Source organism: Citrobacter sp. RHBSTW-00017, from assembly GCF_013797615.1.
Classification (GTDB): Bacteria; Pseudomonadota; Gammaproteobacteria; order Enterobacterales; family Enterobacteriaceae; genus Citrobacter; species Citrobacter braakii.
Window position 1 is genome coordinate 3,246,239 of sequence record NZ_CP056899.1, and the last position, 23,298, is coordinate 3,269,536.

The 23,298-nt window shown below is 52.9% G+C and carries 18 protein-coding genes; 1 reads left to right on the forward strand and 17 read right to left on the reverse strand.

Annotated elements, in window-relative coordinates:
• Positions 1-32 precede the first annotated feature (32 nt).
• The 7 genes from HV037_RS15835 to cmoM all read right to left on the reverse strand — a co-directional run bounded on the left by HV037_RS15835 (position 33) and on the right by cmoM (position 10,707).
• Complete coding sequence (locus HV037_RS15835) at positions 33-680, reverse strand: MBL fold metallo-hydrolase (RefSeq protein WP_003035823.1); 648 nt, start codon at positions 678-680, stop codon at positions 33-35.
• A gap of 28 nt (positions 681-708) precedes the next feature.
• Entirely contained in the window at positions 709-1,257 is a 549-nt protein-coding gene (locus HV037_RS15840) for a YcbK family protein (RefSeq protein ID WP_016152461.1), read from the reverse strand.
• Positions 1,258-1,434: 177 nt separating this feature from the next.
• The gene (gene ldtD / locus HV037_RS15845; RefSeq protein WP_016156125.1) at positions 1,435-3,186 is read right to left on the reverse strand and encodes a L,D-transpeptidase; all 1,752 of its coding nucleotides are present in this window, start codon (positions 3,184-3,186) and stop codon (positions 1,435-1,437) included.
• A 257-nt stretch (positions 3,187-3,443) separates the two neighbouring features.
• Positions 3,444-7,904: a chromosome partition protein MukB gene (gene mukB, locus HV037_RS15850; RefSeq protein WP_016156124.1), complete on the reverse strand. Its 4,461-nt coding sequence runs from the start codon at positions 7,902-7,904 to the stop codon at positions 3,444-3,446.
• Positions 7,904-8,608: a chromosome partition protein MukE gene (gene mukE, locus HV037_RS15855; RefSeq protein ID WP_016152457.1), complete on the reverse strand. Its 705-nt coding sequence runs from the start codon at positions 8,606-8,608 to the stop codon at positions 7,904-7,906. Before mukE ends, mukB begins: the two co-directional genes overlap by 1 nt.
• Entirely contained in the window at positions 8,589-9,911 is a 1,323-nt protein-coding gene (gene mukF, locus HV037_RS15860; protein ID WP_016156123.1) for a chromosome partition protein MukF, read from the reverse strand. Before mukF ends, mukE begins: the two co-directional genes overlap by 20 nt.
• On the reverse strand, positions 9,904-10,707 hold the full coding sequence (gene cmoM / locus HV037_RS15865) for a tRNA uridine 5-oxyacetic acid(34) methyltransferase CmoM (protein WP_016156122.1): 804 nt from the start codon (positions 10,705-10,707) through the stop codon (positions 9,904-9,906). Before cmoM ends, mukF begins: the two co-directional genes overlap by 8 nt.
• 135 nt (positions 10,708-10,842) lie before the next feature.
• On the opposite strand from cmoM, the gene elyC reads away from it, so the two are divergent.
• Entirely contained in the window at positions 10,843-11,607 is a 765-nt protein-coding gene (gene elyC / locus HV037_RS15870) for an envelope biogenesis factor ElyC (RefSeq protein ID WP_047414137.1), read from the forward strand.
• Positions 11,608-11,642: 35 nt separating this feature from the next.
• Here elyC and HV037_RS15875 read toward each other — a convergent pair whose 3' ends face one another.
• The 10 genes from HV037_RS15875 to cmk form a co-directional block, all read right to left on the reverse strand.
• A complete protein-coding gene (locus HV037_RS15875) occupies positions 11,643-12,536 on the reverse strand; it encodes a YcbJ family phosphotransferase (RefSeq protein WP_016152453.1) in 894 nt (297 codons plus the stop codon).
• Between the two features lie 163 nt (positions 12,537-12,699).
• A complete protein-coding gene (gene kdsB, locus HV037_RS15880; RefSeq protein WP_016152452.1) occupies positions 12,700-13,446 on the reverse strand; it encodes a 3-deoxy-manno-octulosonate cytidylyltransferase in 747 nt (248 codons plus the stop codon).
• A complete protein-coding gene (ycaR, locus tag HV037_RS15885) occupies positions 13,443-13,625 on the reverse strand; it encodes a protein YcaR (RefSeq protein WP_003035793.1) in 183 nt (60 codons plus the stop codon). Before ycaR ends, kdsB begins: the two co-directional genes overlap by 4 nt.
• A gap of 51 nt (positions 13,626-13,676) precedes the next feature.
• On the reverse strand, positions 13,677-14,909 hold the full coding sequence (locus HV037_RS15890; protein ID WP_049259787.1) for a winged helix-turn-helix domain-containing protein: 1,233 nt from the start codon (positions 14,907-14,909) through the stop codon (positions 13,677-13,679).
• Between the two features lie 41 nt (positions 14,910-14,950).
• A complete protein-coding gene (lpxK, locus tag HV037_RS15895) occupies positions 14,951-15,928 on the reverse strand; it encodes a tetraacyldisaccharide 4'-kinase (protein ID WP_016152450.1) in 978 nt (325 codons plus the stop codon).
• Positions 15,925-17,673, reverse strand: a complete 1,749-nt coding sequence (gene msbA / locus HV037_RS15900) for a lipid A ABC transporter ATP-binding protein/permease MsbA (RefSeq protein ID WP_103283677.1) — start codon at positions 17,671-17,673, stop codon at positions 15,925-15,927. Before msbA ends, lpxK begins: the two co-directional genes overlap by 4 nt.
• A gap of 36 nt (positions 17,674-17,709) precedes the next feature.
• On the reverse strand, positions 17,710-19,974 hold the full coding sequence (locus tag HV037_RS15905) for a ComEC family protein (protein ID WP_103283676.1): 2,265 nt from the start codon (positions 19,972-19,974) through the stop codon (positions 17,710-17,712).
• 206 nt (positions 19,975-20,180) lie between these two features.
• Positions 20,181-20,465 carry an integration host factor subunit beta gene (gene ihfB, locus HV037_RS15910; protein WP_003035780.1) on the reverse strand — a complete coding sequence of 95 codons (285 nt, stop codon included), beginning with the start codon at positions 20,463-20,465 and terminating at the stop codon, positions 20,181-20,183.
• A gap of 160 nt (positions 20,466-20,625) precedes the next feature.
• Positions 20,626-22,299, reverse strand: a complete 1,674-nt coding sequence (gene rpsA, locus HV037_RS15915) for a 30S ribosomal protein S1 (RefSeq protein ID WP_003035776.1) — start codon at positions 22,297-22,299, stop codon at positions 20,626-20,628.
• Positions 22,300-22,412: 113 nt separating this feature from the next.
• Positions 22,413-23,096, reverse strand: coding sequence for a (d)CMP kinase (cmk, locus tag HV037_RS15920; RefSeq protein ID WP_016152447.1), 684 nt, complete (start codon positions 23,094-23,096; stop codon positions 22,413-22,415).
• Between the last annotated feature and the right edge of the window lie 202 nt (positions 23,097-23,298).

Consider the following 23,298-nt stretch of genomic DNA (forward strand, 5'->3'; position numbering starts at 1 on the left):
GCAATAGCGGCCTTTTTCATTTATCTGCGGTGTTACCAGACAGGCATTTCATCCTGCAGGAACGGATTATGTAGCCGTTCGTTGCCCAACGTCGAAAGTGGGCCGTGACCCGGAATAAACGTCACGTCATCGCCCAACGGCAACAGTTTACGTTTAATCGAATCAATCAATTGACTATGATCTCCGCGAGGAAAATCGCTGCGCCCTACGCCGCCTTTGAAAATCACGTCACCAGAAATCAGTAGCTTTGATTGTTCATCAAAGAAGACCACATGTCCCGGCGTGTGACCCGGGCAATGCAGTACCTGCAACGTCACGTTACCCACGCTTACCCGGTCGCCTTCATTCAACCAGCGATCGGGCGTCAGCGGCTCACAATCGCCCAGGCCAAACATGCGACTCTGAGCAGGAAGTCCTTGTAACCAGAACTCATCTTCTTTTTCCGGACCAATAACCGGTACACCATAATGCTGTGCCAGTTCAGCCGCCGCACCTACGTGATCAAGATGACCATGGGTGAGCAGGATCTGCATTAGCGTCAGGCCACTGGCATCGACTTCCTGTTTGATTTTCTCAGCATCGCCGCCGGGATCGACCAGCGCAGCCAGACGGGTTTGCTCACACCAGATTAACGAGCAGTTCTGGGCGAATGCAGTGACCGGAATAATACGATAGTTCATACGGCTCCTGTTTCATTAAGCTTATGGATCACCAATGACGCGCCGGTCCGGTGTCAATATGCACAAAGTTACTGCGTGGGTAGTATCCTACACCACCTGCGCGCATAGATAACGCAGCTTTGCGAATATTACTTAATGCGATGCCTTCAATATGGAAATCCATGGCCTGCCCTTTCGTGTGGTAGCTTTTCTTTGCCACACCGCGGCTGTGCGCACGTAATTCATTATTGGTATCAATAGAGCGGTAACCAGAAATAAGCTGTACGGGTTTACGCGTGCCCAGCAGGCCCTGCAGACGGAAGAGTTGATCGAACAATCCCGGATCGATGGATTTCACTTTATTCGCACGAAAATCACGGAAAAAGTGATTAAGTTTAGCTAATTCGTCCTGAATATAGCCCCTGCCATCAAAAAACTCTGCTTTTATTGACTCACCGGTATGCAGGTTATTCAGAGTCAAAATGCGCGGACGTGGGGTGGAGAGTGTAGCAAACGCAGGCGTAGGCAGGATGGCAGCGCCGAGGGCAATGCCACCAAGCGCCAGCAGTTTGCGGCGATTAGCGTCAAATTTGTCCATGGTTTTAAGGTCTACAAGGTCAATGTTATCGTATGTATGCTCTAGCGCACGCGGGAAACCTTATCTGGCTAAGTAGTCCACGTCAAGGCTCCCAACCCCAGGAAATACGGGGCTTGCAGCCATTTCACCCCGTTTCCAGCATAACTTACGACAATTATTTTCCTCGAACTGCTTCATTTATCTGATTAATTGTTCAGCTTTTGACACAATTTGTGCACTGGATCGCGCTGTCTGATCGTAATTGTAAATATCTGTACGATACTGCGTGCGACCATCCGGGCCAACAAATGCGGTCAGATAGTAGAGGTTGACGGGGATATTCTGGCGAATATTCACGTACCTTGTATCCCCTTGCTTCAGGGCATCCGAGATGCGCGTATCATTCCACCCCGCATCCTGTAGCAGCATATTCGCCAGCTCAGATGCCTTGTTCACGCGCACGCAGCCGGAGCTTAACGCCCGCGAATCCTTCTGGAACAGAGTGTGGTTCGGCGTATCGTGCAGATAAATAGCATCCGAACTCGGCATATTGAATTTATAGCGTCCGAGCGAGTTACGCGCTCCCGGAGCCTGCTGGAAGCGGAACGGCAGATTGGAGGCGGTGATGGTGGCCCAGTCAACCTGCCACGGATCTATCGTCTCTTTGCTGTTCCAGCCGCGCATTACGGTATAGCCGTGACGCTCAAGATACCCCGGGTCATTCCAAACCTTAGGCAGAATATCCTTCCGGGCCAGCGTCGGCGGCACGTTCCACGGCGGGTTAACGACCACGTTATTCAGCGCACTGCTCATCATCGGCGTTTTACGATCGGGACGTCCGACGATAACGCGCGAGGCCAGCACCTGATTGCCGTTCTGATAATACACCAGCGAGTAGGCAGGAATATTCACCATAATACCGGTAGACAGCGTACCCGGCAGCAGGCGCAAGCGCTGAATATTTAACGCCAGCACGCCCGCACGTTGAGCGGGCGTCACGTTCAGCCAGTCACGCGTGGCAGGGCCAATCGCGCCATCGGCCCCAAGCCCCTGCCACGTCTGAAACCGCTTAACTGCGTCAACAAGTTCACGATCATAAGCGCTACGGCCTTCTTTGGCAGCCGTACTGACAACAGACTCCAGCATCCCGGTGCGGCGCAAAATTTCACGCAGCGCAGGGATGTCGTTACTCCACTCCCCCGGACGCAGCGTCGCGGTACTGGTCAGTTGCGGCCAGGGCCGCGTATCACCCACCAGCTTGAGCAGCGATTCATGCATGGCTGCGTACTGCGGATGTTGCGGTGCCAGGCTGGCGACAAACGAAGTCAGTTGACCGTTATCCAGCGCGACTTGCCATTGGTTGATCACGGAAATCGGCGGCGTCGTCAGCGCATAGGGCTTATCGCTATAGAGCCAGCGATTGCCTTTGACGGGGATGTTGGCAATAAAGTGCAGATACCCCATCATCGCATCTGAGAGCACGATATCTCGCGCCTGACCGGTTACTGCCGGGTCAGTCAGTAGAGCGACCCAGGTGGTGAACTGCGGCTGAAAGCCGGCAATCGCCACTTCAGCTAACTGTTGCTGAAAGGCTTTTACCGCATCACGATTTTCCCACATCGGTTTCATTTCGCGTGCGGCATACAGCAGTTCCAGTTGGCTCATATAAACCGGTGTGAAGCCCGCTGGAAGTTGAGATTGTAATTCGGCGCGGGCTTTATCAACTGACACGCCCTCGGGCAGCGGTTGGATACCTGCCATGATAGCCGTCGCGGAAGATTGAGCCTGCGGCTGCGATAACGCTGTTGGCTGTTCACTGACGGTCGCTGAGCTATCGCCAGGGATCATTTCAGGCTCATCGGCCTGGGCATTGAACAGTGGAGCGAATGTTACGGCCAGGCACAAACTAATTGCCGACAGCCGACGACCACACATTTTATTAAGCAACATCCCTTGCCCCCTGTTTTTTTATCATACTTTGAGTAGCCAGGCCGTATGTCTTCCCCTTATTTTGGCGGGGCCGAACCTGTAAAACGCCAATACAAGCTGAAGTATGACGAGCAAGCCTGTGACGCGTTAGGCTTACCTTTAGTATATAAACATGAAAAAATTTTTGCCTAACCTAATGTAAAGAAGTTTAAAGAAATTACACCAGTTATTGAGAGTTTCCGGAAAAAAAAGAAGGCGGCCATTTAGCCGCCTTTTATTTAGCTTGCCTGCGAGGAGGCATCTTCGGTGCCAGGCAGCGGCTCAGGTAACTGAGGCGCAAACCCGCGCAGACCTACCACGTGAACGTGTTCGGTGTTCTGGAATACTTTACGCACCAGTTTGTAGGTGGTCCCTTTCTCCGGGCTAATGTTTTCTGGGGCTGCGATAATCAGTTGCATTTGCAGACGCTCGCACAGTTCAAACAGAGTCGCGATAGAGCGTGCATCAAGTCGCGCAGCTTCATCCAGGAACAGCAGACGGCAAGGAGAAATATCTTTCCCACGCAGTCTACGCCCTTCGTCTTCCCAGCTTTGCACAACCATCACCAGAATAGACATCCCGGTCCCGATCGCTTCACCCGTTGACAGCGCGCCAGATTCAGCACGCAGCCAGCCGTCAGAGCCACGGTTAACTTCAACTTCCATTTCCAGATAGTTACGGTAATCCAGCAGCTCTTCACCAATGGTTTGCGGCGTACGTTGCCCCATATCAATCTGCGGATTCAGACGCTGATACAACTTCGCCAGCGCTTCAGAGAAGGTCAGACGATTGCTGTTAAACAGATCCTGGTGCTGCTCATGCTGTTCGGAAAGTACGTCCAGCAAGGTAGCATGCGTCTCGCGTACGTTGACGTTCAGACGAACGCTGTTTACCTGGCCAAACGACACGCTTTGCAGCCCCTGGTTCAGCATGCGAATACGGTTCTGTTCGCGCTGAATGGTCTTACGAATGATATTCGCCACGCTGCGAGAGCTGATCGCCAGTTTCTGTTCGCGGGACGTTAATTCTTCCGTCAGACGGCTCAGCTCAATCTCCATCTGTTCGATCGCTTCAACCGGATCGTCGGTACGGATGATATCCTGACGAATACGTTCACGCAGATGCTGATAAACCGCGACAAAGAACTGAATTTTACGCTCTGGGCGTTTTGGATCTTCAGACATGCGCAGTACATCGCGCAGGTGTTCGTTATCCGCAACCGCCAGGCGCAGCGCACCGAGCGCCTTATCCGACATTGAGCGCAGTTCATCACCGGAAAGATACGCCAGCTCACGACGGTGCAGGCGGCGTTCAACGCCGTTATCTTTCACCATCCGCATCACCGCACACCATCCGGCTTTCGCGGTAACCACCTGCTCGCGCATCTCAAAATAATCACGTTCCAGCTTGCGCAGCCTGCGGGTCAGGTTTTCCATCTCCGCTTCGCAGAAGGTCAACGCTTTTTCCAGTTGGTTACGGCGCGCACGGTTGTTGCTGAGCTGCGCATGCAGTTCATCACGACGAATACGCGCGCGCTCTTCGGCACCGCTGTCCGCACGAACGCCAATATCCTGCAGTTCACGTTGTAAATCGTTAAGCAGCTCTTTTTTGGTGTCATAGGAGCTTTTCAGCGACGCCATGACCTGGTTGTACTGGCTTAACTGTGCGGCGTGACTGCGTAGCGCTTCACGGGCGCGGGTACGTTCAGCTTCCGCCAGTTCCAGGCGCTCACGCAGTTTTTCGTTCAGATCGCTGTTGCCGCTAAGCATTTCAGCAGAGTCGGAATAGCTAAAGTGCGCCCGGCGCTGCACCACTTCGGTCAGAGCAAAAGCTTGCTGACGCGCATCGCGCTGCATCTGCTGGGAATACGCGTAGTCTTCCTTCAGCTGTTCAAACTGCTCAGGGTCATTTTGCAGGACCGAAACAATCGGTTCCAGTTTGGCTAACTGGTTGCCATGTTGCTGCACAAAACGCGCCGCTTCCTGGGCTTCATCCAGGCGCTCACGAATTTCGTCCACGCGATCGGCCAGCGTGTCATCCGCCAGCAGATTCAAACGCGGGAGAAGGCGGTTAAGAGCGGAGACCCCCTCTTTCGCCTGCTCAAACTGCATACGGCTTTGCTGATTATCATTTTCATGATTGCTCAGCGCACGTTCCAGTTCAACGCGACGGCCATTCAGTTGGCGAATTTCCGCTTCCGGATCGGCTTCAAACGCCACCGACAAATGACTGCCAATGAAACGACTGAACGCCTGATGCAGACGCTGGGTTTTCTGGACGTCAAAGGAGAGCGTTGCGAAACGTTCAGACAGCCCTTCACGCTCAGCATGCAGGGTTTCGATACGGCTTTCGCGCGCTGCACGGCCAAAAATCGGCACCGTCGGGAAGCGGGAATAACGCCACTGACGCTCGGCGGTTTTCACCACTACCGCTTTTTCCAGCTCATCAACGCTGAAAACGCTGTCATCAAACGACTGCGGATCCCCTTCGATGAAATAGAGATCTTCCGGACAATCCGTCAGCCCTTCAAGCTGCTCGGTAATCAGCGACAGATCCGGCACCACGATGGCATGACGCGAAGGACCGTACAGCGCAGAGAAGTACGGCGCATCTTCAAGGCTAACGTCGTCATAGATTTCTGACAGCAGAACGCCGCCGAAGCGCTCCGCCAGCGCGTTCAGACGCTGATCTTCCGCCCCGCCCGGCTGACTTAAACGTTCAATTTCTTCATCAACTGCATTTTTGCGCGCACCGACTTCATCACGCTCAACAATGGCTTCACGCTCGCGCTCCAGCAGTTGTTGCAGATACTCGGTCACGTCCTGGCTTGAGGTAAACTCTTCGCCACACTGCTCGCTAAGCTGATTCAGGCTATTCTGCGCGGCCAGCCAGACAGGCGCACGTTTCATCAGATGCTGGATACGAGACTGCAGCTGTTCCTGCTCCTGACGCAACGTCATACGCTGTTCGCTGGCAGAAGAGACGCTGTCCGACAAGGCGGCGATGCGTGCTTCCAGCTCCTGGTGCAACGCTTCCAGCTCATCGATATCGAACTGTTTACCCTGACGCTTGCAGAATTCAGCCAGCAGACGCTCGGCGTCTTGCTGTTCGCGCAGACGCTGCTCCAGCTCGCTAAGTCGCATACGCAACGGCTGAACCTGTTCCGCCAGGTGGCGCTGTTCAACGCCTTCTCGTAGCAGTTCACGCGCCACGCTCCAGGCTTCACCACGCGCCAGCGGGCCATTGATAGCCGCCACCAGCTGATAAGCCTGTTCGAACTGGCTGTGCGCGGTTTGCGCCACGCTCATTTTTTGTTCCAGCGTCAGCAGTTTTTCAGTGGCTTCCTGCTCTTTAGCCTGGAAGGTTTCCAGCCATTCAGCAGCGCTGTCGGCGGTCAGATCCGGTAAATGGCAGAGCTCTTTCGCCCGATTCAGCGCCTGGATCGCCTGGGTATACTGGATGGCTCGCGTTTGCTGGACGTCCAGCGCTTGCTGATAATCGGCAAGCTGGCTTTTCAGCTCATCCACTTCCAGTTCCGCGGCTTCTGCGCGGGCTTCGTTTTCATCCTGGCGGTCAACGGCTTCCGCGACCACCTCATTTTGTTCTTCGAGACGGACCTGCAGTTCTTCGAGATCCGCTTCGTAGCGTTCAATTTTTTCCTGCTGACGCAGCGCGGTTTGCACCAGATTCAGGTGATCGCTCGCGGCCTGGTAATCAGCTTCCAGATCGCCTTCCGCGCCGTTATGCTCGCCCAGTTCGCGCGCCATATCCACGTGCTTATACTGCTCCGCGGCCAGCTGCTTGCGTGAAGTATGCAGCTCACGACGATATTCCAGCGCTTTATCAAGATGGATACGACGTTCGTTGGCGTGACGCATATAATCCGCGGCCACATAGTTGGTCGCTTCGCTGATCAAATGCTTAAACAGATCGCGGTCAGACTGAGTTACGCGAATCGCTTCCAGCGTCATGCGGTTTTCACGCAGCGCCGCTTCCATATCCTGGAAGGCTTTACGTACGCCGCTGTTTTCCGGCAGCAGGTAGTCACGCAGTGAACGGGTAATGGCACTGGAGATCCCGCCGTACAGCGAGGCTTCAATCAGACGATAGAATTTACTACGGTCAGACGCGGAACGCAGACGACGGGCGATAATGCCCAGATCGAACATCAGTGAGTGATAATCGGTGATTGAGTTGAACTGTTTAAACTGCACGCCTTCCATCTCATCAAGCTTCTCTTTCAGCTCAGAGAGGGACAGCACGCGCGCCTGGCGTTCATTCAGCGTTTCCGTCACCAGTTGGGTTGGCTGCACCGACATCGGCAGCCCCTGAATGGCAAACGGTTTGATATCCACTTTACGATCGCGACCGGCAACCTGTTGCAGACGCACCCCCACGACCACGCGCTGATGGCGCGAGTTGAGGACGTCGAGCATTGAGTAACAGACGCCCGCTTTCAACTTACCGTGCAGGCCCTTATCACGTGAACCACTGGTTGCACCGGCTTCGGTGGTGTTACGGAAATGCAGCAGGGTTAAGTCCGGGATGAGCGCTGTAACAAATGCCGCCATGGTGGTGGACTTACCCGCACCGTTACCGCCGGACAGCGTGGTAACCAGTTCATCAAGGTCGAATGTACGGGCAAAAAAACCATTCCAGTTAATCAGCGTAAGTGAGCGAAATTTACCGCGTTCAATCATTATTCTTCTTCTCCACTGTCCGGCTGATTCTCTTCGGGCTCATCGTTGAGCTGCAGGCGGTTCTCGACCGGCATCGCTTCGCCATCACGAATTAAGCGACGCTGCGCTTCGCGCGGATCGTCACCGCTGCGCACGTCCGCGCCAAAGCGGAAGACTGATTCCGTAATACGGAATTTGCTGCTGTCGTGACCCATAAACCACACCATGCCTAAACGGCGCAGACGGTTTAGCGAAGAACGAACTTTTTCCTGTAGCTTCTGGCGATCAACATCCGAACCGGTTGAACGGTTGTTCACCAGTTTCAGCAGCTTCGCTTCATCAGCCAGCGTTAGCAGCTCGTCGTACAACTCTTGCTGGGTAAAAATCCCTTCGTTCGCCAGGCGTTCCGGGCTGAGATAGAGATAGCAAAGAATTTTACCGACCATCATGTCCAGTTCAGACAGGACCGAACGGGGAATGAGCGTCGTTGAACGCGGGCGAAGGTAGAAGAACCCTTCCGGCGCACGGATCAATTCCACGTTATAGCGGCTGTAAAACTCTTCAAAATATTCCTGAAAATCCATCAGGAAGGCATGATTATCCAGTTCATCCAGACCGATATGGCGGCCCGAACGTAAGGCGCTGTCCAGCGCCGGAAATAACGGATTCGCCAGCGCCTGCGCCAGCTTTACCGGCATCACTTGTTCAATATTTGTCAATGACATGCGCCTGTACCTTGGCTCCGTAATCATTAATCGGCTGCCATTTGGCTGGCAGTCCGGTGAAATCTGCTTGCGCTACGCCAAGGCGTACCGCCTGATCGATAACTATGCGCGCGACGTCGAAATGACGCGCACGTGGGTATTGCGCCAGATACTCGCGCACGACCAAACCGAGATCCAGTGGTGTTTGTCTGGATTTGTAGATAGCCAGCTGTTCTTCGATGATCGCCGCCAACTGTTCACGGATCTCGTTAAATTCTTCATATTCCAGATCTTCCGGAAGCTCGCCGGTGACCTCTTCGTCACGCAGCACCATCTCTTCGTCACGCATATCCAGCAGACGATCGGCGTTGGCATAGGTTAGCGCCCACGGATCGTCAAAGTATGTCTGCACGGACTGGCGCAGACGCTGGGCAAAGACGCGGTTTTTATCCATATCGATCGCGGTACGGATAAACTTATGCACGTGACGATCGTAGCCGATCCATAAATCAATGGACTGCTGACCCCAACTGATAATGCGGTCGAGCTTACTTTGTAAGTCAAACACCAGCCGATCGACGAAATGCAAATCGTCATGCGTCATCGTGGCGTCCTGGATGTGTAACAGGTGAGCCTGTAGCTTATCCCCCGCCGCTTCCAGCGTATCCTGCAGTTCACGCAGCGTACCAGACGTTTCAGAGAGCAGCAGTTCACAGCTGGAGATCGCCGCCCGCCAGTCTTTATTAAGCAACTGTGCGATGTCGTCTTTTACCTGCTGTTGCTGCTCATCCATGATGCGCTGAGTCAGATCGATACTGTCGAAAATCTCCGCCACCGAGTATTTCAATGGCGCGTAGACGTTACGATGCCAGTGGAACTCATCGCCACCTTCCGCTGCCGCATCCGCCGCGCGCTTTAGTTCACCTGCAACAATCGACAGCTGCATTGAAAGACGCAGCGTAGAGAATTCGCGCTGACGAATGTAGTAATCCGTGATGCCAATTCCCAATGGCGTTAAACGATATATAGCGTTGCCTTCCGCCTGCTCGCTGGTAAAGCGGTTCAGCAGACGTTGACGCACCATATCGTTGATCGCGTTGTTGGCGCGTACGCCGATGGTTTCGCTGGTTTGCTCAAACGCATCACTCACATGGCGGAACGCATCCACCAGCTCACCTTCACTCATCTCGCCGTCAAGTCGCTCACCGTTCAGGGTCGCGACCGCCAGCAGGAATGAAAGTCTGTCTACCGGCAGAGAGATGGAGAAGTCATTTTTTCTGGCCCAGGCAACCAGTTCGGGGACTGTCTGGGAAAATTCACTCATAAATTATCCTTGCATCTGCGGCTCGGGCCGAACTTTTAATCGCGGTGACATGAATATAGCGCCCAAGGCTGATATACGGTTCCTGGCGGCAATAGCGCGTTTCTAACTCAAGTAACATTTCAAAGTCGTCATGCTGTTTATGTTTATCTCGCAGATAATCATGAAACACGCGGACGCCCGTTTTACCGGTTATCTGCCAACCGATCTCGTCCAGCCACTGGTAGACCTGCCCCGGATCGCGCGGGTAGTCCGGTGAAAGCGTGCGTTTTTTACGTTTCGGCATCCCCACCTGCACATAGTCAAAGTTCCCTGCGACCATGTTATGCATCAACAGACCGTTAGCATTGTAGAACATTAACGACAGCGCGCCGCCAGGACGCAATACTGACCACAGAGTCTGCAACACGTTGACCGGATCTGTCACCCACTCCAGCACAGCATGAAACAATATCAGATCAACCGGGCTTTCCAAATGCGAAGCAACATCCTGAGCGGCGCATTGTATAAAATGCATGTTCCCGCTCACACCTTTTGCCTCTGCCGCCTGTTGCGCTCGGGCGATCATCTCGCCAGACAGATCGCATAATGTGACGAAATGTCCTCGTTCCGCCATTTTGATGGCCGTTTGCCCTTCACCACCACCGGCATCCAGAATGTGCAGTTTTTGCTCACCGAACGTTTCCAGTAATCGATCCAGATCCTGCCAAAGGATAGCCTGTCTTAATTGACCTTTGGTGGTGCCGTAAATGTTACGGGAAAACTTCTCTGCAATGTCATCAAAATTGCGATCCCGCATCGGGCTCTCCGCATACTGGCTTGAGGGTGACTAAGTAAAACCGCTATTTTGTCACACCCACGCCGAGAATGAACCTTCCTGGTGTAATATCCCTGCAGATCCCCTGCTGTATGGTTAAAAAAGGAACCAAAAAGGATGCTTTTTACGCTGAAGAAAGTGATTGGCGGTATGATGCTGCCGCTGCCACTGATGCTAATTATGATGGGTATTGGCCTGGCGCTGGTCTGGTTCAGTCGCTTTCAAAAAACAGGGAAAGTGTGTATTAGCCTGAGTTGGCTGGCACTGTTACTCCTTAGTTTACAGCCCGTCGCCGACAGACTGTTGAAACCGATTGAGGACAGTTATCCAACGTGGCAAGGTTCGCAAAAAGTGGAATATATTGTGGTGCTGGGGGGAGGGTATACCTGGAATCCGCAGTGGGCGCCGAGTTCAAATCTGATCAGCAACAGCCTTCCACGTCTGAATGAAGGTATTCGCCTATGGCGCGCAAACCCGGGATCGAAGCTCATCTTTACCGGCGCTGCCGCAAAGACGAATAACGTCAGTACCGCAGAAGCTGGCGCCCGCGTAGCGCAGTCGCTGGGGGTGCCAGCCAATGAAATCATCACCCTGGATCACCCCAAAGATACCGAAGAAGAAGCCGCAGCGGTAAAGAAGGCCATCGGCAATGCGCCGTTCCTGCTGGTAACCTCTGCCTCCCACTTACCGCGGGCGATGATCTTCTTCCAGCAGGCCGGCTTGCATCCGCTGCCAGCGCCAGCCAATCAGTTAGCAATTGATTCACCGCTTAATCCGTGGGAGCGCGCTATACCTTCACCCGTCTGGTTGATGCACAGCGATCGCGTTGGTTACGAAACCCTGGGACGCATCTGGCAGTGGCTGAAAGGCTCGGAACATTGACAGGAATATTGCCTGATAAGATGTTCACATGTTTATCATGCGAGCCACGGCAGCAATGATTTCGTTGCCAGGTCAAAGTTGGAACGATTAAAGCGTCCGGTGTTGACCAATTGCGTCACTTCATCCCATAACACATACAACCAGCGCCGCCAGATGAATGACTCCGCCACTGGCGCGCGCTGCAGGTATTGCCAAAGCAGGCTTTCCGCCAGCGCATTATCCATCAGGCGGAACAGTTCATATTCCCTTGGCGCCCACAGCATCAACCCCGGTCCCACCATAGCCAGAAGCTGATCGCTACGGGCGTCTTTGAGCATGCTACGTAAACTGAAATTACCGTGGATCAGCACGCAGTTATCATTGAATCCTGCAAATAAGGTAGGTAAGCACTCACGGGTGCGAAACAGGATCCGCTTGTCCTGCATCGTTAGCCCGGTATTGTTGAACTGATTTAACGTGGTCCACAGCACCTCAACCCGCTGACGATACCAGGATGGCCAGATATTCTCTTGCGTGTTATCCACCATTCCCACGCAGCCAGCACTATCCTGCCGATGCCATGACAGCAGACCTTCTACGATCTGATCTTTTAAATGTTCCCAGCGTTCGGGCGTTCGGGCTGGCGCTTCCACCGGTACTCCACGTAAACGCTCAAGCAGTAGCACATCAGGACCGGGATGTTCCTCGTGGGTTAAGACCCCATAAATGACGGGCATACGCACCGTACCACTGCGCGCCAGCATGGAGGTTTTCCATGCCAACTGCTGCGCCATACCCGGTGTGGTGAAACTTCTCGCCATCAGTGGCATCGGATTTCCCTGGCTGTCGTATAGTGACCACAGGGCCGTATCCACTTTTTCATTCACGCATTCTATACGACTGAGTTTTTCACCCAACAGATGACTGAGTTCGGCACGCAACTGTTCCATTTCGGATTGCCCTCATAAATGCTACTGCTTTCATAATGAGCGTCGTGCAGACAGATGTCACCCGGATGAGATCAATTGATGAAAAGAAAAGTGGCGGGAAAGCGTAACGATATGACACTCCTCCCAAAAATTCGCGTCATCAGGGGGAGTGTCGTGAGAAAAACTAACGCATTTCGGCGCGAACGCGCTCAAGATCTTCGGCAGTGTCTACGCCGGTACCGGGTACTTCTTTTGCGACGGCAACATGAATTTTTTCGCCATACCACAGCACACGTAGTTGCTCCAGCATTTCAATATGCTCAAGCGGGCTGGGCTGCCAGTTAACATAACGGCGGATAAAACCGGCGCGATAGCCGTAAATACCCAGATGTCGCAAGAAGGTGTCACCCACCGTTTCCAGGCTTTTAGCGAAACGGTCGCGATCCCACGGAATGGTCGCGCGTGAAAAATAGAGTGCATAACCTTCGGCGTCCAGAACGACTTTCACCGCATTCGGATTAAATGCCTCTTCCGCACTGTGAATCGGGGCAGCAAGGGTCGCCATACCGACCTGACGCTGCGCCAGATTCTCAGCGACCTGGCGAATAATGACCGCCGGGATCATCGGCTCATCACCCTGTACGTTCACAATAACGGTATCATCGCTAAAGCCACATTTCTCGACGACTTCCGCCAGACGCTCCGTACCGGACTGGTGATCGGCGCGGGTCATGCATACTTCACCCCCCACCGCTTCTACCGCGCGAGCGACATCTTCGTGATCGGTCGCAACAATAATACGTTCAGCGCCAGATTCACGCGCACGCTCCAGCACATGCACGATCATCGGCTTGCCATTGATATCCAGCAGCGGCTTGCCCGGCAAACGTGTGGACGCATAACGCGCAGGAATAATGACCACAAAACTCATGATTTACTCTCATCAGCAGTCAGAACGCGAGCTTCGGTTTCCAGTAACACGGGAATGCCATCACGCAGTGGGAAAGCAAGGTTATCCAGTTTACAAATCAGTTCCTGTTTTTCCTGGTTAAACCAGAGTTTGCCATTGCATACCGGGCAGGCAATGATTTCAAGCAGACGATGATCCATAGTTCCTCCAGATGGACCGGATTGTGAATCCGTAAATATTAACATAATCGCTTACCGTGCTGGGTCTATTTCCCAACCATGGCGCGCATCAGCAAATAAACCTTCAGGATAGCGTCCAAGCGTCACACGTGTTGCCTGCTGCCAGCGGGCAAAATCATCAATCGCCTGAAACAATCCTTTTTGCAGAGTAACCCCAGGTTTGACGCCATCCTGTAACCACAGCGAAATCACTTCCAGTACGCCCGTTTTGCGGTGCATTTTGGCATCCATCCGCCCAACTAACTGTCCGCGATGCAGCAGCGGCAGGACGAAATAACCATACTGACGTTTCGGTGCTGGCGTGTAACATTCGAGCCGATAGCTAAAATCGAATAGCTGCTCTGCCCGTTTACGATCCCAGACCACCGGATCAAAGGGTGATAATACTGCGCTATGCGTCGCCGTTAATTTACCCGTCAATGCCTGCTCCAGCAGCGGCTGAAGGTGGCTATGCAGCCACAGGGTTCCTAACCCTTCGACATCGACAGGAATAATCTGTTGCTGCTGTGCACGTACGTTGCACCAGTTTTTTAGCGCCGGACGCTTCAGGCGATAGTAGTCTGCCAGCCATTGTTCGCGAAAAATCCCCAAACTGCGGGCACTGTTATCCAGCATGAGGTTTTCAGCTTCTTCCTGTGAAAGCCGGTCGCGTTCATCATCCCAGTGCGGCATGACGCGATGGGTTAAATCATACACTCGCTGGAAATTACGCCGTTCCACCACCATCACTTTCCCGGCGGTGAACAGGCCTTCAAGATGACGCTTATGCGGTTTCCATGCCCACCAGCCGCTGGCCCCCTTGCGCAGATGCTCAAAATCGGCAGAGCGTACTGGTCCGTTATGCTGGATGTGCTGGAGCAGTTGCTCAATCTCATGCGCATGTTCTTTCATCCACTCCGCTTTATACTTCCAGCCCATTTTCTCCGGGGCCAGCATGCGGTGACGTATCAGCATAAAGTCGCTACGCGGCAAAAAGCAGGCCTCGTGCGCCCAGTATTCCATCAGTTCGCCCCGCTGCAATGCGTCATCCAGCCACTGGGGCGAATAATCACCCAACCGACTAAACAGCACCAGGTAAGGGCTGCGCGACACAATATTGATGGTATCGATTTGCAATAACGACATGCGCGAAATGGTAGCAAGAATATCTGCTGGGGTTGCCCGACGGCGTGTTTTTTTCAGCAGCCCTTGAGCGGCAAGGTGAAGATGACGGGCATCCGTCAAAGAAAGACGCGGCAACGACATTTATGGCCTCATAAATGATTCGCTGCCGCAGCGTGAATCAGTTAGCGAGTCAGCGAGATTAAGCTATCCAGCAACATATCAGGCCGATCGCCTGACAAATGAGCGTCAACAGGTAAATACCACCAGTTTTCATCGGCAAATGCACGGCACTTAACCGCATCTTTTTCCGTCATCACCAGCGTTTGCCCGGCGTCTGCAAACGCACTGACGTCACTGTAGGTCAGAGACTGATGGTCTGCCAGCGCAATACTTTTTTGCACGCTGGCACCGCATGCTTCCAGCGTGGCAAAAAAACGCGGTGGATGGCCAATGCCCGCCATGGCGACAATATTGGACAGCTGCGACACATCGCGGCGTTCACCCGTACGTAAATTAACGGCCAGCCCCGGTTCAAGTCGCATAGGGATTTCCCCTGGCTGCGCAACGCCACCGTTAACGATAGTCGCATCCACCGATTTAAGCCGGCCTGCGCGTTCCCGCATGGGACCCGCGGGAAGCCACCAGCCATTGCCAAACCGACGTTCTCCGTCAATAACCACGATTTCAACATCTCGCGCCAGACGGTAGTGCTGTAGCCCATCGTCCGTCACAATCATCTGCACATCGTGTTGGGCCAAAATGGCTTTGACCGCATCCGATCTTACCGGGGATACCGCTACGGGCACGCCGGTACGTTGGGCGATCAGCACAGGTTCATCACCCGCTTCTGCCGTAGTGGTATCTGCGGTCAGTAACAGCGGGTAAGCAGCCGCTTTCCCGCCATAACCACGCGACACCACGCCCACGCGAATCCCACGTTGACGCAGTTGTTCAACCAGCCAAATCACCACGGGTGTTTTGCCATTGCCGCCCGCGGTCAGGTTTCCGACCACCACAACCGGGACTGGTGCACGCCACGCGCGTTTAATCCCAAGCTTGTAACATAAGCGGATCCCCCCGCTCACCAGGCCATACAGCCAGGAGAGCGGGAGTAACAGTCGCCACAGCGGCGACTCACCAGACCAGATTCGAGCGATCATTGACCGAATTGCATTTTATGTAATTGTGCATACACCCCACGCTGCTCAATCAGCTCGCTATGGGTTCCACGCTCAACAATAATACCGTCTTCCACCACGATGATTTCATCCGCCTGTTCAATGGTAGAAAGGCGGTGAGCAATCACCAGGGAGGTACGGTTTTTCTGAAGCTCATCCAGAGCAGCCTGAATCGCGCGTTCAGACTCGGTATCGAGTGCCGACGTTGCTTCATCAAGGATCAGAATCGGACTGTCACGCAACAAGGCGCGGGCAATAGCGATACGCTGGCGCTGACCACCAGATAGCAGGACGCCGTTTTCGCCAATCACCGTATCCAGGCCATTGTCCATCTTATTGATGAAATCCATGGCGTAAGCCATTTTCGCCGCTTTTTCGATCTGCTCACGGCTGTACAAATCGGTACGCGCGTAGGCGATGTTGTTGGCAACCGTATCGTTAAACAGGTGCACATTCTGCGAAACCAACGCGACCTGATCGCGCAGGGATGCCAGGGTATATTCACGTAGATCGTGTCCGTCCATCAGAATCTGCCCTTCATCAATATCATAGAAGCGCGTGATCAAGCTGGCGATGGTGGATTTCCCTGAACCTGAACGGCCAACCAGGGCAACGGTTTTCCCCGCTGGAATATTCATGTTGATGTTGCGCAGCGCAGGTACTTCACGTCCTGGATAGGTGAATGTCACGTTGCGGAACTCGAGATTGCCGGTAGCACGTTCGATTTCGCGCGTACCTTCATCTTTTTCCTGCTCTCTATCCAGAATCGTAAATAAGGTCTGGCAGGCCGCCATACCGCGCTGGAACTGTGCGTTGACGTTGGTCAGCGATTTCAACGGACGCATCAGCGCGATCATTGACGAGAAGACAACCGTAATTGTCCCTGCAGTCAGGTTTTCCATTACGCTTGGGAAGCTGGCTGCATACAACACGAAGGCCAGAGCCAGAGACGCAATCAGCTGGATGATAGGATCGGAGATAGAAGAGGCGGAAACCATCTTCATGCCCTGCAAACGCATCTTATTGCTGACTTTATCAAAGCGCTTAGTTTCGACTTCCTGACCACCAAAAATCAGAACTTCTTTGTGGCCTTTCAGCATCTGCTCGGCACTGGTCGTAACCTGACCCATAGTGTTTTGCATATTTTTACTGATGCTACGAAAGCGCTTGGAAACTATACGAATCGCCACTGACACAATTGGCGCCAGTACAATCAGGATCAATGACAGCTGCCAGCTGTAATAGAACATCATGATAAACAGGCCAATAATTGAAGCCCCTTCACGTACCACGGTGATCAGCGCGCCGGAGGACGATGACGCGACCTGCTCTGAATCATAGGTAATACGTGACAACAGCGTACCTGTAGACTGCTTATCAAAATAGGAGACCGGCATGCCCATCATATGGCCAAACAGGCGGCGACGCATGGTCATGACCACTTTGCCTGATACCCATGAGATGCAGTAGCTGGAGACATAGCTGGTGAATCCGCGAAGAACCATTAGTCCAATGACCACCAGCGGCATCCACTGCAGCACCGAGCGATCCGTTTTACCAAAACCATCATCCAGTAATGGCTTAAGGAGCGATAGCATGAAGGTATCGCTGGCCGCGTTCAGGATTAACGCTATACCCGCCACGATCAGACCCGATTTAAAAGGCGCTATGGTTGGCCATAGTCGGCGAAACGTCTGCCACGTAGAGAGATCTTTATCGTTATGCATTCAAAAAACCAGCATTTGTTAGAATAGCCGCATATTCTACCCGTTATCCTCCGACACGCCAAACCACTGATGATACCAACGAGGTAAAATCTGATCCCGCAAGCTGTTTATTCGCCAGTTTTTTTGATAAAAATCCAGCGTAATCTGCCCCTGGTGGGGTGTATCCAGCCATTGATAATTTTGTTGCCGATAACGTTGCTTCACTTTCCTGGACGGGAGACGCCAGGCATTGTAACGGGATGCGGAGGCTAACGCGGCCTGCCCGCCGACCCGCTGAATCAGCGCCTGCGATGATGAGGTATTGCTACCATGATGTGGAACCTGTATCACCGTAGACTGCAGATGCTGCCAGTAGTGACTGAGCATTTTTTGTTCAGCGGGAGACTCAATATCTCCGGTCAGCAGAATACTCTGATGCCCGTCATCGACCTTAACCACGCAGGAGTGGTTATTCCCCAGATCTTTATTTCCACGCACGGGCCAATGCGCACTAAAGGTTAACCCTTGCCATTGCCAGCGCTCCCCGCGTAAACACGGGAGATGCCCTTCCCAACCTAATGGGCTTCTTATCCATAGCGACGGCCAGGCTTGCTGCAGCGAACGCAACCCGCCCCGGTGATCCATATGCTCATGGCTTAAAATAACGCCTTCTGGCTCCAGGTTGTGCCAGCGTAGCCAGGGAATAATCAGCTGTTGCGCGCTATCGCCTTCAGGCCATGCCAGACCGGTATCGTAAAGAATCGCTTTCCCATTGCGCGCAATGACCATCGCCAGTCCCTGCCCGACGTCCAGCATATGCACTTGCCAGACATCAGTACGTGGCGTTCGCCAGAACGGGGCGCTCAGTAAAAGGAGCACAGTGACGCAAACTACCGGTATAGTTCGCCACGCGTTCAGCCGATATGCGATGAGCAGGAGTCCGGGTACAAATGCAAGCCATTGCCAACGTGCATCAATATTGATCCACCCTTCAGGCAGGCTCCTGAGCCCCCAAAATAATAGCGCGAGGGAGCGATCCGCTAAATACCATAGGTTCGACTCAACCATCGCCAGCCCGGTTAAATGCACGATCATGCCTGCTAATATCAATGGTACGGAAATAAACGTAACCAGCGGTACAGCAAACAAATTCGCCAGAAATGAGGTCAGGCTAAAACCGTGAAACATCGCGATTTGCACAGGCAGAAGCAGGAGCGTAATTCCCAATTGCAAATGAGCAAGCGCCAGAAATTGGCGTCCAACGCGAGACAGCGGCCAATCCGGCATCGGAACCCATTGATACCAGAACAGCAGCGCCGCAACGGCAAAAGCAGACAACCACAGACTTTGTGAAAGAACGGCGACAGGATCCACCACCAGAATGGCTGCCAGACAGCAGATCCACACCGACCATCCACTCCACTGCCTGCCGCTGAGTTTTAGCCCTCCCCAGACCAGTAGCGCAACAACCGTACGTAATGCCGGGGGCTGTAGCCCTGTTAACCAGGCATAGAATGTTGCGCAGACGATCCCGCCAACTAACGGAACCTGCCAGCAAATCCATCTGGTTGGCATAAAAAATTGCCCCGCGCGAATTAATCCTGCTGCCAGAAGTGCGGCAAATGCAATATGCAGCCCGGAGATAGCCATCAAATGGGCCGTACCGGTATCACGCATAATGGTTTTCACCGCTTGTGACACGGACAAGCGCTCCCCCATTCCCAGGCCCAGTATAACCTGCTGCCAGGGATAGTCAGCGAGCGCGCTTTTCAACGAGGAGAGATACCGCGAACGCAAACTGCATTGTTGTGTGATAACCGAAGCCTGCAAAAATCTTCCCGTCAGCAGCTGGTGCTGCGCCAATGCGTAACGCTGGCTATCAAACCCGCCCTCGTTCAATTGACCGTGTATAGCACGAACCTTCAACGTCATCGCCCATGTCTGGCCCGCACAAACGTTGCCGGGTAAGTACTGCCCATACAGAGTAATTCCGATGGCAGGAAATACCCGCTTCCCCTGCAGATGCGTGATCTGGCCGTAGTGCGTTGTCATATTATCGGTTCCGGTTATCCGCACGATGGCCTGCTGGCTTTTTGCAGGCAGCGTATTACCGGCCCACAGCGCATCTTTCGCAGCCAGAACTCCCCAAAGAAAAAATAGCAGGGTTAATCCGGCGAAACGTACAGGGCTGTGAGAAATAAGACAGAGCAGAATTGCCAGACCAAATATAACGCCGATGCACAGCATGTCAGGTAACGCAGGTAATAGCATAAGCGGGAGAATGCCGAATAATGCACTCGTACTAACCGTTGTTATTTTCATCAGTCACCTCCCTATAGCAGGAAGTGTGCAGTAATGTTCGACGGTTGTCTGGTGCCAATTTAGCGTTATACGGTATGCATTCCGCTAACATTTAGCGGCGCTTGTAACGTGCAAATTAACTGGGATGGGGATTCCAGGATGGGCTGGCAGAAATGAAAAAAGCACCCATGCGGGTGCTTTTCTCGGCGTTAAGTCTCGTTAAAAACTTAACCGTAAATATTGGCGCGATCGCGCAGTTCTTTACCTGGTTTAAAGTGCGGAACGTATTTTCCTTCCAGGTCCACTTTATCGCCGGTCTTCGGATTACGTCCGGTGCGCGGTGCGCGGTAATGCAAAGAGAAACTGCCGAAACCGCGGATTTCAATACGCTCGCCCTGCGCAAGAGTCGAGGCCATATGTTCCAGCATCTCTTTAACTGCATCTTCAACCGCTTTCGCGGGAATATGAGGTTGCTGGGTTGCAAGTCTTTCAATCAATTCTGACTTGGTCATGATTCCTCCGGTTCCTTAAAGGCATAATTAGCTGCTGCATTGATTAAGGGCGGCCTTAGCCGCCCTTTGTCATTGATTACAGGACGAATCCTGTAATCTGTCAAGCTACTCGTCACCCTTTGTGCTGTTAACAGCACAAAGGATTTAGGAGCACTCGATATTACTCGCCTTTAGCTGCTTTGAAAGCTTCAGCCATTGCGTTGTTAGAGAAGTTAGCATCTTCCTGTTTGTTAACAGTTGCGATTGCATCTTTCTCATCAGCTTCGTCTTTAGCACGAACAGACAGGCTGATTGCGCGGTTCTTACGATCAACGCCGGTGAATTTAGCTTCAACGTCGTCGCCTACGCTCAGAACCAGAGTTGCATCTTCAACGCGGTCGCGGGAAGCTTCAGAAGCGCGCAGGTAACCTTCAACGCCGTCAGCCAGTTCTACGGTTGCGCCTTTAGCATCAACTGCAGTGACTTTACCGTTTACGATTGCGCCTTTCTTGTTCAGTGCAACCCAGTTGTTGAACGGATCTTCTGCGAGCTGTTTAACGCCCAGAGAGATACGCTCACGTTCTGCGTCAACCTGCAGAACAACAGCTGCGATTTCGTCGCCTTTTTTGTATTCACGAACTGCTTCTTCGCCTGCAACGTTCCAGGAGATGTCAGACAGGTGAACCAGGCCGTCGATGCCACCGTCCAGGCCGATGAAGATACCGAAGTCAGTGATAGACTTGATTTTACCTTCAACACGGTCGCCCTTGTTGTGGGTTTCCGCGAACTGCTGCCATGGGTTATTTTTGCACTGCTTCAGACCCAGGGAGATACGACGACGTTCTTCGTCGATATCCAGAACCATAACTTCCACTACATCGCCAACGTTAACAACTTTGGACGGGTGGATGTTTTTGTTGGTCCAATCCATTTCGGAAACGTGAACCAGGCCTTCAACGCCTTCTTCGATTTCAACGAAGCAGCCGTAGTCGGTCAGGTTGGTCACGCGACCAGTCAGTTTGGTACCTTCCGGATAACGCTTAGCGATAGCTACCCATGGATCTTCGCCCAGCTGTTTCAGGCCCAGAGATACACGAGTACGCTCGCGGTCGAACTTCAGCACTTTAACAGTGATTTCGTCGCCAACGTTTACGATTTCGCTCGGATGCTTAACGCGTTTCCATGCCATGTCGGTGATGTGCAGCAGGCCGTCAACGCCACCCAGATCAACGAATGCACCGTAGTCAGTGAGGTTCTTAACGATACCTTTAACTTCCATGCCTTCCTGCAGGTTTTCCAGCAGCTGATCGCGTTCTGCGCTGTTTTCGGATTCGATAACGGCACGACGGGAAACAACAACGTTGTTACGCTTCTGATCCAGCTTGATTACTTTGAATTCAAGCTCTTTGCCTTCCAGGTGCAGCGTGTCGCGGACCGGACGAACGTCTACCAGGGAACCCGGCAGGAACGCGCGAATACCATTCAGCTCAACAGTGAAGCCACCCTTGACTTTGCCATTGATAACACCAGTAACGGTTGCAGCTTCTTCGTAAGCTTTTTCCAGCGTGATCCAAGCTTCGTGACGTTTAGCTTTTTCACGGGACAGCAGGGTTTCACCGAAGCCGTCTTCTACTGCATCCAGAGCAACGTCAACTTCGTCACCAACCTGGATTTCCAACTCGCCCTGGGCGTTTTTGAACTGCTCAGCCGGAATGGCGGACTCAGATTTCAGACCAGCGTCAACCAGTACTACGTCTTTGTCGATAGCAACAACAACACCACGAACGATGGAACCCGGACGGGTTTCGATTTCTTTTAAGGATTCTTCAAACAGTTGAGCAAAAGATTCAGTCATGTTTAATCTTCAGGTTTCATATTTAACGTCCACCTGGCTCCATGCCGGATGGGGTTGTTTAACATACCCGCTGTCAATCCATTGCAACGGGGGTACTGCAAATTCGGTCGCACTTAAGCGAGTGCCAGTTTTTGGCGCGCGTATTGTAACGCTTTTTCAATCACTTGCTCAATGCTTAATCGGGTTGAATCCAAAACTAAAGCATCAGCAGCGGGAACCAGCGGCGCTACAGCACGGTTACGATCGCGGAAATCGCGTTCTTCGATCTCGGCCAAAAGGCGTTCAAAGTTAACACTAAAGCCCTTTTCCTGCAACTGTAGCATACGTCTATGCGCACGTTCTTGCGAGGAGGCGTCCAGGAAAATTTTCACTGGTGCATCCGGGAACACCACGGTCCCCATGTCTCGTCCGTCGGCAATCAGGCCGGGCGCTTCACGAAACGCGCGTTGACGACGTAACAGCGCTTCGCGTACGCGAGGAAACGCAGCGACCTGAGATGCGGCATTCGCTACTTCCTGGGTGCGGATTTCGCCGCTGACATCTTCACCTTCCAGAATGACTTCCAGGTTGCCGTCCGTTGAGATAAAACGCACATCCAGGTGTGAGGCAAGCGGTACCAGAGCATCTTCAGATGTGACATCAACATGGTGATGCAACGCTGCGAGCGCCAGTACGCGGTAGATCGCGCCTGAATCTAACAGATGCCATTGCAATGCTTCCGCCATTGCCTTGCACAAGGTGCCTTTTCCTGCACCACTTGGGCCATCAATGGTAATAACCGGGGCAATTGCCGTCATCTTTTTCTCCTTAAACGGGCATACGTTAACGTGAACGCCGCGCATTATACGCGCCAACGCTAATAATCGTTAACACAGAGTGTAAAAACCCGATTAGTCTGTAACGATATGAGGAAGAATTGCGCAATTATAGCGGGCTGGCGAGAAACCAGCCCGGAAGATGACACTGATTTACTTTTTATCTGCAGCGATGCGCTCACGA

Excerpts from the sequence above, each read along its gene's own strand:
- HV037_RS15835 (WP_003035823.1), bottom strand. The coding sequence starts at position 680 with ATGAACTATCGTATTATTCCGGTCACTGCATTCGCCCAGAACTGCTCG.
- HV037_RS15840 (WP_016152461.1), bottom strand. The coding sequence starts at position 1,257 with ATGGACAAATTTGACGCTAATCGCCGCAAACTGCTGGCGCTTGGTGGC.
- ldtD (WP_016156125.1), bottom strand. The coding sequence starts at position 3,186 with ATGTTGCTTAATAAAATGTGTGGTCGTCGGCTGTCGGCAATTAGTTTG.
- mukB (WP_016156124.1), bottom strand. The coding sequence starts at position 7,904 with ATGATTGAACGCGGTAAATTTCGCTCACTTACGCTGATTAACTGGAAT.
- mukE (WP_016152457.1), bottom strand. The coding sequence starts at position 8,608 with ATGTCATTGACAAATATTGAACAAGTGATGCCGGTAAAGCTGGCGCAG.
- mukF (WP_016156123.1), bottom strand. The coding sequence starts at position 9,911 with ATGAGTGAATTTTCCCAGACAGTCCCCGAACTGGTTGCCTGGGCCAGA.
- cmoM (WP_016156122.1), bottom strand. The coding sequence starts at position 10,707 with ATGCGGGATCGCAATTTTGATGACATTGCAGAGAAGTTTTCCCGTAAC.
- elyC (WP_047414137.1), top strand. The coding sequence starts at position 10,843 with ATGCTTTTTACGCTGAAGAAAGTGATTGGCGGTATGATGCTGCCGCTG.
- HV037_RS15875 (WP_016152453.1), bottom strand. The coding sequence starts at position 12,536 with ATGGAACAGTTGCGTGCCGAACTCAGTCATCTGTTGGGTGAAAAACTC.
- kdsB (WP_016152452.1), bottom strand. The coding sequence starts at position 13,446 with ATGAGTTTTGTGGTCATTATTCCTGCGCGTTATGCGTCCACACGTTTG.
- ycaR (WP_003035793.1), bottom strand. The coding sequence starts at position 13,625 with ATGGATCATCGTCTGCTTGAAATCATTGCCTGCCCGGTATGCAATGGC.
- HV037_RS15890 (WP_049259787.1), bottom strand. The coding sequence starts at position 14,909 with ATGTCGTTGCCGCGTCTTTCTTTGACGGATGCCCGTCATCTTCACCTT.
- lpxK (WP_016152450.1), bottom strand. The coding sequence starts at position 15,928 with ATGATCGCTCGAATCTGGTCTGGTGAGTCGCCGCTGTGGCGACTGTTA.
- msbA (WP_103283677.1), bottom strand. The coding sequence starts at position 17,673 with ATGCATAACGATAAAGATCTCTCTACGTGGCAGACGTTTCGCCGACTA.
- HV037_RS15905 (WP_103283676.1), bottom strand. The coding sequence starts at position 19,974 with ATGAAAATAACAACGGTTAGTACGAGTGCATTATTCGGCATTCTCCCG.
- ihfB (WP_003035780.1), bottom strand. The coding sequence starts at position 20,465 with ATGACCAAGTCAGAATTGATTGAAAGACTTGCAACCCAGCAACCTCAT.
- rpsA (WP_003035776.1), bottom strand. The coding sequence starts at position 22,299 with ATGACTGAATCTTTTGCTCAACTGTTTGAAGAATCCTTAAAAGAAATC.
- cmk (WP_016152447.1), bottom strand. The coding sequence starts at position 23,096 with ATGACGGCAATTGCCCCGGTTATTACCATTGATGGCCCAAGTGGTGCA.